Origin of the sequence: Pseudomonas sp. C8002, assembly GCF_013385765.1 — a bacterium.
Lineage (GTDB): Bacteria > Pseudomonadota > Gammaproteobacteria > Pseudomonadales > Pseudomonadaceae > Aquipseudomonas.
Map to the genome: position 1 here is coordinate 12136 of NZ_JACAPJ010000050.1, position 8711 is coordinate 20846.

Annotated in this window: 8 protein-coding genes and 1 pseudogene; 6 read left to right on the plus strand and 3 right to left on the minus strand. The window is 61.4% G+C overall.

Features of this window, described 5'->3' with window-relative positions; genetic code table 11:
• Nucleotides 1–232: pseudogene (locus HX814_RS31615) on the plus strand (hypothetical protein); the annotation flags it as partial.
• 2 nt (nucleotides 233–234) lie between these two features.
• A complete protein-coding gene (locus tag HX814_RS30920) occupies nucleotides 235–597 on the plus strand; it encodes a hypothetical protein (protein WP_177009814.1) in 363 nt (120 codons plus the stop codon).
• 18 nt (nucleotides 598–615) lie between these two features.
• On the opposite strand, the gene HX814_RS30925 is transcribed toward HX814_RS30920, so the two are convergent.
• Both HX814_RS30925 and HX814_RS30930 read right to left on the minus strand, forming a co-directional pair.
• Nucleotides 616–1713 carry an SMP-30/gluconolactonase/LRE family protein gene (locus tag HX814_RS30925; protein WP_177009815.1) on the minus strand — a complete coding sequence of 366 codons (1098 nt, stop codon included), beginning with the start codon at nucleotides 1711–1713 and terminating at the stop codon, nucleotides 616–618.
• Complete coding sequence (locus HX814_RS30930; protein ID WP_177009816.1) at nucleotides 1710–2387, minus strand: sterol desaturase family protein; 678 nt, start codon at nucleotides 2385–2387, stop codon at nucleotides 1710–1712. Before HX814_RS30930 ends, HX814_RS30925 begins: the two co-directional genes overlap by 4 nt.
• Before the next feature lie 174 nt (nucleotides 2388–2561).
• On the opposite strand from HX814_RS30930, the gene HX814_RS30935 reads away from it, so the two are divergent.
• The gene (locus tag HX814_RS30935) at nucleotides 2562–4028 is read left to right on the plus strand and encodes a hypothetical protein (protein ID WP_003210259.1); all 1467 of its coding nucleotides are present in this window, start codon (nucleotides 2562–2564) and stop codon (nucleotides 4026–4028) included.
• On the opposite strand, the gene HX814_RS30940 is transcribed toward HX814_RS30935, so the two are convergent.
• Nucleotides 4029–5471, minus strand: coding sequence for a PLP-dependent aminotransferase family protein (locus HX814_RS30940; protein WP_177015449.1), 1443 nt, complete (start codon nucleotides 5469–5471; stop codon nucleotides 4029–4031).
• Nucleotides 5472–5601: 130 nt separating this feature from the next.
• On the opposite strand from HX814_RS30940, the gene HX814_RS30945 reads away from it, so the two are divergent.
• The 3 genes from HX814_RS30945 to HX814_RS30955 all read left to right on the plus strand — a co-directional run bounded on the left by HX814_RS30945 (nucleotide 5602) and on the right by HX814_RS30955 (nucleotide 8672).
• Nucleotides 5602–6237, plus strand: coding sequence for a LysE family translocator (locus HX814_RS30945; protein WP_003210255.1), 636 nt, complete (start codon nucleotides 5602–5604; stop codon nucleotides 6235–6237).
• Nucleotides 6238–6315: 78 nt separating this feature from the next.
• A complete protein-coding gene (locus HX814_RS30950; protein ID WP_023658718.1) occupies nucleotides 6316–7374 on the plus strand; it encodes a diguanylate cyclase in 1059 nt (352 codons plus the stop codon).
• A gap of 68 nt (nucleotides 7375–7442) precedes the next feature.
• Nucleotides 7443–8672: a M20/M25/M40 family metallo-hydrolase gene (locus tag HX814_RS30955; protein ID WP_003210251.1), complete on the plus strand. Its 1230-nt coding sequence runs from the start codon at nucleotides 7443–7445 to the stop codon at nucleotides 8670–8672.
• Nucleotides 8673–8711 lie beyond the last annotated feature (39 nt).

The following is an 8711-nucleotide window of genomic DNA, read 5'->3' on the forward strand; positions in this document are numbered from 1 at the left end:
GTTGGTGGGCGGGGTGGGCGGTGCCGCTATTGGAGGGACTCTGGGGGCTGCGCTCGGGAGACGTTTATGCGGGATAGTCATGGGGGTTGCGGTGAAAGGGCAGGGTGCGCTGGTCTGCGGGATCATCGGCGGTGCTGCCGGAGGTTATGCCGCCGGGAGTACGTTTGGGCGTGCCGGTGAATGGGGTGGAGAAATGATGGGTGACCTGATGTATCAGCCTGATGGGGCTTGATCATGTCTTATTATGATTTTCTCACTGTTACGTTGCTTTTATGGATGCTTATCAACTTGGGACTGTTGCTCTTCGTCGCGTACAGAAAACTCGATGAGTTGGAAAGCTATTTCACCGAAAACGAGGCCGTTCAACGCACCAAGCGTTTTTGGCGCAGGAATCTGCCGATCGACAAAACCATGCGAATGGTTGTGATCGTCGAGCTGCTGTCCATGCCAAAACGCCATTTGAAAAAGGGCGAGGTAACTGAGGCAGAGTTGACGTCCGTCCCCGTGGCCCTGAAGCGATGGGCAGTATGGCCCTATTACGGCGGAATGGTTTTGATGGTCCTGGCAATCATTTGGGAGGTCTGGTCCAAGCCATAGCCGAGGGGCTTTTTTTCGTTATTGCGCCAACGCCACCTTGAGTGGCAAGCGCGCCATACCGGTGTTTTTAAGCGAACCCAGATACAACCAGTCACCGTACTCACGTGCCGTGGTGACGGGCGAGTAGCTACCGCTGCTGCCATCCTGCAGGTTTGCGATGACCTTGCCGTTCACGTCCAGCCCGAGCACAAAGGCCTTACGCTCGATGGGCTTGGGCACCACCATCAGTGCCCGTACCATGATCTTGCGCATCAGCGGGTAGCCGGCAAAACCGTCGAGCAGCGGGTTGCGCGGTGAATACAAGGCAACCCAGAACCGGTCCTTGCCGTTGAAGCTGAGGTTGTCCGGCAGGCCCGGCAGGTTGTCGATAAACAGGTCGTGGACGCCGGCCTTGTCGCCCTTGAGCCAGTAGCGGCTGATGCGATAGGCGCCGGTTTCGTTGACCAGCACATAGTCTTCGTTCGGCCCCAGGGCCACGCCATTGGCGAATTGCAACTGGTCCAGCAATACCTCGGTGTGGCCGGTGCTGAAGTCATACCGTAGCAAACGGCCGTCACCGCCGTGCTCGATCACCGCCTCGCCGTCTTCCCCATAACCCCATCGGCTTGATGCATCGCTGAAGTACGCATAACGCCCGGCGGCGTCGACGGTGATGTCATCGACAAAGCCAAACGGCAGGCCGGCGGCGCTGGTGGCCAGGGTGGTGAGATTGTGCTGGGTGTCGAGGGCGAGCAGGCCCTTGATCCCATCGGCAATGATCAACCGCCCGTCCGGATGCAGGGCCAGGCCCAGGGGGCGACCCTGGGTGTTGGTCAGCTCTTCGAGAACGTGGCTTTCGGGGGCCGTGCGGATGATGCGCCCGTCATGCAGGCCGGTGATGAGGAACCCTTTGCCATCCAGCAACAAGGCTTCGGGCCCGGCGATGTCCTGGGCGCCGGTTCTTTTCACGTCCTTGAGGCGCTGGTTTTCGGCGTAGGGCCCGTCCTTCAGGGATGGCGCCTTGGGCGGCGACCAGTTGACCGGTTGCACTTTGGTGGGCATCAGCAGCAGGAAGGCGACGATGGCGGTCAGGATCAGCAGGACCAGACGACCAACGTTGCTTGGACGGGTACTCATGACGATTCCTGGTGATCAGTGGTGGGCGGTTCCCAATGCAGGGTGCCGAACAGGTAGTCCATCAGCGGCAGGACGATGTTGAAGTTGCGTCCCTGCATCAGTTCGCGCCGGTGATGCAGGGCGTGCAGGTGGTGCATCTGGCGGATCCACGGCAGGCGGGCCACGGGGTGGTCGGGGGGCAGGTGTTCGCAGGCGTGGAAAAACTCGTAGAGCAGGTAGCCGAGGATCATGCAGCCGGCGAACAGGCCGGCGACGTTGGGGTTGAGGTGTTTGAGCAGCCACCAGGCGGGGAGGGTGATGACCAGGCTGTGGAACAGGATGAGCCAGGCGGGGAACAGGATGACACGCCAGTCTCGAGGGCTGTCGTAGGTCATGTGATCGGGGGTGAAGAAGCTGTGGTGGTCGCCGGTGTGGCGGGCGTAGAACAGGCGGGCGAAGGAGTGTTTGTGATGGCCCAGGTGACGGTGGACGAGATAGATACACAGGTTGAAGAAGATCAGGGTGAGGGGGATGGTCAGCCATTCCAAGGGTTGGATTTGTTGGGTGGTTGACCAGAACAGGCTGATGCAGAGCAGGCCGTAGCCGAAAACGAAACCAGCGTGGAGCCACGGGTTGTAGCAGGGGTGGATGCTGGCGCGGTAGGTGGTGCGGAAAGCCTCGGTGGGGTGAGTCATTGGGGGAGCTCGGTGTTGTTTTTGTTGGGGATGAGCGTAGTCGGGATTGGCGCATCTATCCTGCCGCCATAAAAATACTGTACATGCATACAGTTGTGTCCTACATTCCATCCCAGGTGACCGGATGTCGCCGATCACCTGAGCTTCAATTTTTTAACTATGGATGGATAAAAAATGAAATCGAAAAAAGCGTTCATGCTCGGAGCCGCCATCGCGGCGTCCTGCTTCGTTTCGGCCTGCGCCCTGGCCGAACAATCTCCTGCACACTTGACGCCGCAACCGTTGCAGCAAGCCGTGCAACAAGCCCTCAAGAGTGGCGGCAACGTCACGGCGCAGAAGGCGTCGGCTGCCTTCCTGGACAAAATCAAAACCTCGCAGCAGCTGAAAAAGCCGGTGCAGGCTGCCAAGGCCTTGAGCGGGGTTGTGGTCGCCGAGCCTGTACAGGCAGATAGCGCCAAGGTGGATGCCCAGGCCGTGGCGGCCCAGGCGTTCACGCCGCTGTGCCAGACCCTCGGTATCAACCAGATGTATAACCTGGACGGTGTGCAAACCGGCAACGACGTCTGCTACCACTTCAACGTGCCCCAAAAGGCACGGGCGACAGTGATGCTGGTAGGGCAGAGTGCTGCCACCAACATGTCCCTGACCCTGTTCCAGGACGACGGCCAGAACAACATCACTTCTCTCGGCACGTCGGATAACCCGGGCAATGCCAACGAGGTGTTGGCTGGCGTACTGCCACCTGGCGACTACTACTGGTTCATGCATGCCAATTCGGCTGACGGTTCGCCGTTCAGTTTCGGTGTGGATATCAACATGACGATTGACGATTTCGAGCCTAACGACAGTTTCGAAACGGCTTATCAACTGCCGGATACCCTGAACTACGTCACGGGTAACTCCGACACGGCGACCGATGAAGACTACTTCTCCTTCAAGGCCCTGCGCGGGCAGAAGGTCAGTGCCTATTTCGACGGTGTGAACGAGAGCGATCGGGGCCAATGGATTTCCGAGTATTTTGACGGCGTCAAATGGATCCCGATCAGCCCCAAGGCGAAAATCACCTGGCCAACGCCATCGGTTAATGGCGTGGTGAACGTACGGGTGCGGCCTAACCCGGCCGCAACCTGGAAGGCTACGGCGCGCTACAAGCTGTCGCTGGGCTCCACACCCGAGGTGTTGAGCCACAGTGTGCAAGGTGACAACGTGGTGCGGATCCCGGCTTCGGCCAATGACTACGACCCGTTCATGACCACCCAGGCGGCACGTGACTTGAGCTGGGCCGTGACCTGGGCCGACAGCACCGGTAAACGCCTGCAGGGACTGACCCCGTATCTGCAACTCGACAAGCACGTCAACCGCAATACCTACCTGCCGGTGTACATCCCTTACTACGGTTCGGTAACCGGCGTGTCGGGCGCGGCATCCGGTACGGTCAACCTGGGCAACTGCGCGGGTGAGGCGACTGTCAGGTATGTGTCCTACGACTCGGGTTACAAAAATACCTGGGAGACCAACTACAACTTCGCCGTCTGGCGCCTGCGCATCGAGGAGTACCCGGATGTCGGCGTGGGTGGCGACGCTACCCCGGTGAGCATGGCTCATATCTGCAGCCAGCGCGTGATCTCCAGTGAACGGTGATCAACCCTCCGCCTGATCCGTAACCCCGGCGCCAACTCTTCGGGTTGGCGCCCCCAGCAACCCTTCAAACTGCGCCTGAACCCGCCCTTCGTCGCAATGCGCCACATTAAACCGCATGAAATCCCGCAACCCCGGCTCATACCCGAACAACGCCCCCGGCGCCAACACCATCCCGCGTTTCAACCCGGCTTCAGCCAGCCGCTCACCATTTACCCCCGCCGGCAACCGCGCCCAGATGAACATCCCCCCCTCAAACCCCATCGGCAATTCACACCCACAACGCCGCAGCCACTGCTCAACCCGCCCCCCAGCCTCCAGCAGCCGCTGAACCATGCGCTTGCGATGCCGGGCATACCCACCCTCACTCAGCAGCCGATACACAATCTGTTCGAACAGCTCGGACGTTATGCCGCCGCTCATCAACTTCATATTGGTCAGATTCGCCGCCAATTGCGGCGCCGCCACCACATAACTGACCCGCGCGTTCGCCGTCAGCACCTTCGAAAACCCCGACAGGTACGTCACCTGCTCCAATCCCGCCAAAGTCGCCAGGCGCGGCGGCGGGTTAGGGTGCAAATCCCCGTAAAGATCATCCTCAACGATATGGCAGCGATACTCCCGGGCCAGTTGCAACAACCGAAATGCCTGGCTCGGGCTGAATGAATGCCCGGTGGGGTTATGCAACACGCTGGTGGTCAGGTACAGGCTGGGACGGTGCTGCGCCAGCAACTGCTCCAGCGCGAAAAAATCAAAACCATCAGGCCGCCGGGCGATCGTCACCACCTTGACCCCATGCAACGCCAGGTTCGCGTGGAAGTTGAAATAACACGGTGCATCCAGCAGCACCGTGTCCCCGGGCCGCGCCAGCAGGCGCATGAGCATGTCCAGGCCTTGCACCGTGTTGGGCGTGGTGATGATTTGTTCCACCGGCACCGACAACCCTTCACCGTGCAGTTTCTGTTGCAGCGCCTGGCGCAACGGCAGCAGGCCCGCCGGGGTGCCCAGCCCGGCGATGCGCAGGGTAGGGGCGCGGACTGCGCTGCGCATGGCCTGGCGCAGGGCTTCGGAATCCAGCCAGTCTTCCGGCAGATGGCCGCCGCCGGGGCGCAGGTCGCCCTGGGCCATGGCCAGGGGGCGGCGCAGTACGCTGAGCAAGTCCTGGGGCAGCAAGTCGACCCAGGTGCTGGACGACGGCTGTGCCAGGCTGCTGGCGACAAAGTGCCCGCGGCCCTGGCTGGAGGTCAGGAGGTGACGCCCGCGCAGGCGATCCAGCGCTTCATTCATGGTGAATTTTCCGACGCCCAGCAAGGCTCCCAACTCACGCACCGAAGGCAGTTTGCTGCCAGCGGCCAATTCGCCTTGCTCGATCGCATGGGCCAGGGCATCGACGATCTGCTGCACCTTCGGTGCTCGGTCATGAAAGTGAATCGCAGGAATGGGCATCACACTGTCCTTAAGTTTGCCGCCAACTTCACCGGTAAAGTCTGCGCGTATATCCGTAGAGTTTACCTGCCTGTGGCGGCACGTGCGCCCTAGACTGCAAGCCCTCTTTCCTGCTGTGAAATTCCACGCCATGGCCACCGCGCTGACGCTGTCTTCGTTTTTGTATTTCCTGCTGCTGTGCACCACCCTGGCCTTCAGCCCCGGGCCCATGACCTTGTTGTTGCTCAGCCTCGGCCTGAAGGACGGCCTGCGCCGCTCCCTGCCGGCGCAGTTCGGGGCGAGTGTTTCCTACCTGGTGTCGATCCTGATCTTTGCCGTGGGTTTTTCCGAGCTGATCAAGGATTACCCGCTGATCACCCGGATCATCCAGGTGGTAGGCGTGGCCTACATCCTTTACCTGGCCTACAAGCAATGGACCAGCAGCGGAGTGACCATCAAGACCAACGATGCAACCCCGGAAAATGCCCGCAGCCTGTTCGGAAAAGGTCTGCTGACCGGGTTGTCGAATCCCAAGGCGATCATTCTGTTCAGCGCGGTATTCCCGCAGTTCGCCGCCATCGGCCAGGGCAGCGCCGCCGCCGACATCGCGATCCTCGGCCTGACCTTCCTGCTGCTGCAATTTGCCAGCGGCTGCCTGTATTGCTACTTCGGCCAGCGCATCAAGCACGTGCTGGAAAACCCCAAGCGCCGGGTGTTGCTGCAACGGGCCACGGCGGTGTTGCTGCTGGGGGTGGCGCTGATGTTGGCCCGGGGCTTTTCCAGCTGAAGGTCAGCTTATGAGCGGTAGTGGCGATCTGCCGGTGCCCTGATAGACTTCGGGCATTCATCCAGGATCAAGCCAGACATGCCAGCCGCAGGAGGAAACGGACTTTCGCTCGCTTCACGCTTGTACAAGTCGCGCACCCTGGGATTGACCCTCGGGTTTGTCTGTGTGGCCGCCGCCATCTACCCGCTGGATAAATCCGCTTGGGTCTGGGGAGTGATGATCGCCAATGCCTTCATCTGGCCGCATGTGGCCTACCAATGGTCGCGGCACTCGAAAAACTCCCTGCGCTCGGAACACCGCAACCTGCTGTTCGACTCGTTTTGCGGCGGGTTCTGGGTTGGCGCCATGCAGTTCAACCCGCTGCCCAGCGTGACCACCTTGTCGATGATGACCATGAACAACGTCGCCATCGGCGGCCCGCGCTTCATGCTCGCCGGTTGGGTGGCCCAGGCGCTGGGCATCGGCGCCTCGATGCTGGTGTTCACTCCGGCGGTGACCGCCCTCACCAGTGAAGTGCAGCTCTACGCCTGCCTGCCGATCCTGATGCTGTATCCCCTGGCGCTGGGCTGGATCTGTTACCGGCAAGCGATCACCCTGGCCCGGCACAAGCGCGAGTTGCTGGCCCTGAGCCGCACCGACAGCCTGTCGGGCCTGCTCAACCACGGCGCCTGGAAAGACCACCTGGAAATCGAGTTCCAGCGCTGCCGCCGCGACCAGCAGGGCGCCGCCATCGCGCTGATCGACATCGACCACTTCAAGACCATCAACGACACCTACGGCCATGTCACCGGCGATATCGTGCTGCGTCAATTGAGCAAAGTGCTGCGCCAGAACCTGCGGGCCACTGACCTGGCCGGGCGCTACGGTGGCGACGAATTCTGCGTGATCCTGCCGGACATGCCCCTGAACCGCGCCACCGAGGTGATGGACGCCCTGCGTGATCGCTTCAACTCCCTGGCCTACGCACAGGACCCGACCTTGCGCGCCAGCCTGAGCATCGGCCTGGCGCCATACCGGCCGGCACACGCCGACGCCACCAGTTGGCTGAACGATGCCGACCAGGCCTTGTACGAGGCCAAGAGCAGCGGGCGCAACCGGGTCAGTTCGGTGCAGGGAAGTTGGCTGAGGTCGATCTGAGGATCAACAAATCGGTGTTTGTCAGGTAGGGTGGAGCGCTACCTTCCAACAAAAACAAGGATCGGTTCATGCTCTTCAACTTCCCGCGTACCTTGCTGGCGGCCACCCTGGCGCTGTCTTTCGCCATGCCGGCCTTCAGCGCCGAACCCCACAAACAGATCCAGGCCGATTCCGAGCAGTACAAGGCCGACGCCTTGAAACTGCTGGAGCGCCTGGTGAATATCGATTCGGGCTCCGGCTACGAGCCGGGCCTGACCCAAGTGCGTGACATCGCCGTCGATGAGCTCAAGCAACTGGGTTTCAGCATCCAGCTGGTGCCGGATGCCGCCGCTCATAACAGCCATGTCATCGCCACCCTCAAGGGCACCGGCAAGGCCAGGATCCTGCTGATGGCCCACATGGACACTGTGTTCAAGGAAGGCTCGGCGGCTGCCCGGCCGTTCCACATCAAGGACGGCCGCGCCTATGGCCCGGGCGTAATGGATGACAAGGGCGGCATCGTCGCCGGCATCTACGCCTTGAAAGTCCTGAAAAACCAGGGCTTCAAGGACTACGCACAAATCACCTTCCTGCTGGACGCCAGCGAAGAAACCGGCACCGACGGCGCGTCCGAGCTGATCCGCAACACCGCCAAGGGCCACGACGTGACGCTCAACCTGGAACCAGGTCGCCCGGCCGATGGCCTGGTGGTATGGCGCAAAGGCAGCGCCACCGCCGTGGTCGAGGTCAAGGGCAAGGCCGCCCACGCCGGCGTCGCCCCGGAATTGGGGCGCAACGCGGCGATGGAAGCGGCGCACCAGATTCTGCAACTGGGCAAGCTGGGGGATGCCGAGAAGAAAACCACCATCAACTTCACCGTGATCAACTCCGGCGACCGGGTCAACGTGATCCCCGACCAGGCCACCGCCAAGGCGGATGTACGGGCGGCGTTGCCGGAAGAGTTTGACCGGATCGAGAAAGACCTGGCACGGGTCTCGGCCAACAAGCTGATCCCCGAGACTGAAGTGACCACCAGTTTGCACCGTGGCCTGCCGCCGATGCCGCAGACGCCGGAGTCGGACAAGCTGGTGGCGATTGCCCAGGGGATTTATGGCGAGCTGGGGCGCAAGCTGACCATTGAGGGCAGCGGCGGGGCGGCGGATGCGAGCTTGTCGGCTGGCGTGGGTACGCCGACCCTGGACGGGTTCGGGATTGTCGGGGGCAATATCCATACGCCGGAGGAATATGCCGAGGTGGAGAGCGTGGCGCCGCGGATTTATCTGCTGAGCCGGATGATCATGGAGCTCTCCAAGCGCTGACTTAAAAACGCCACACCTCTAAATGTGGGAGCGGGCTTG